Genomic DNA, 1,319 nt, shown 5'->3' on the forward strand with positions numbered 1-1,319 from the left:
GACGTGGCCATTCTCGACGGGCGCATCGAGCGTATCGGCGACTTGCGCGATGCCCGTGCACGCGAGGAAATCGACGCGCAGGGCCATGTACTGGCGCCGGGTTTCATCGACGTGCACACCCATGACGACACCGTGGTGATTCGTCAGCCGCAGATGCTGCCCAAGCTCAGCCAGGGCGTGACTACGRTGATCGTCGGCAACTGCGGGATCAGTGCGTCACCGGTGAGTTTGCGCGGCGATCCGCCAGATCCGATGAACCTGCTGGGCACGGCCGCTGCGTTCGTTTATCCGACCTTCCGCGATTACCGCGCGGCGGTCGAAGCGGCGAACACCACGCTGAACGTTGCCGCGCTGGTCGGCCATACGGCGTTGCGCAGCAATCATTTGGACGACCTGTTCCGCACCGCCACGGCAGATGAAATCAGCGCGATGCGCGAGCAACTGCGCGAAAGCCTTGAGGCTGGCGCCTTGGGCCTGTCCACCGGCCTTGCCTATGCCAGCGCCTTCTCGGCGTCCACCGAGGAAGTGATGCAGCTGACTGAAGAGTTGACTGCGTTCGGGGCGGTCTACACCACCCATTTGCGCAGCGAGTTCGAACCGGTGCTGGAGGCCATGGACGAGGCGTTCCGGATCGGTCGTCATGCGCAAAGCCCGGTGATCATTTCCCACCTAAAATGTGCCGGCGCCGGTAACTGGGGGCGTAGTCCACAGCTGCTGGCGTCCCTCGAACAGGCGGCGAAAACCCATCCGGTCGGTTGCGATTGCTATCCATATGCGGCGAGCTCATCGACCCTGGACCTCAAGCAAGTTACCGATGCCCACCGTATCACCATCACCTGGTCGACCCCGCACCCGGAAATGGGCGGCCGCGACCTGATGGACATCGCCGCCGAATGGAATGTGCCGTTGCTGGATGCCGCTCGCCAACTGCAACCGGCCGGTGCGGTGTACTACGGAATGGATGAGGCGGATGTGCGCAGAATCCTCGCGCATCCGCTGTCGATGGTCGGCTCCGACGGCTTGCCGGAAGACCCGTTTCCGCACCCACGCTTGTGGGGCGCATTCCCCCGGGTGCTCGGACATTTCAGCCGTGACGTAGGATTGTTCCCGCTGCACACCGCCGTGCACAAAATGACCGGGCTATCGGCGGCGCGCTTCGGTTTGAAGGAGCGCGGCGAAATCCGCGAAGGTCATTGGGCGGACCTGGTGTTGTTCGATCCGGCAACCATCCGCGATATCGCCGATTTCAACGATCCGCAGCAGGCGGCACAAGGTATCGAGGGCGTATGGGTCAACGGTGTGTTGAGCTACCGCGATGG

At 63.2% G+C, this 1,319-nt stretch carries 1 protein-coding gene; it reads left to right on the top strand.

Features of this window, described 5'->3' with window-relative positions; translation table 11 throughout:
• A partial coding sequence (locus tag AC1DVH_RS31235; protein WP_477757037.1) for a D-aminoacylase occupies nucleotides 1-1,319 on the top strand: 1,319 nt, incomplete at both ends.

The organism is Pseudomonas sp. P4_C3, from assembly GCF_056402075.1.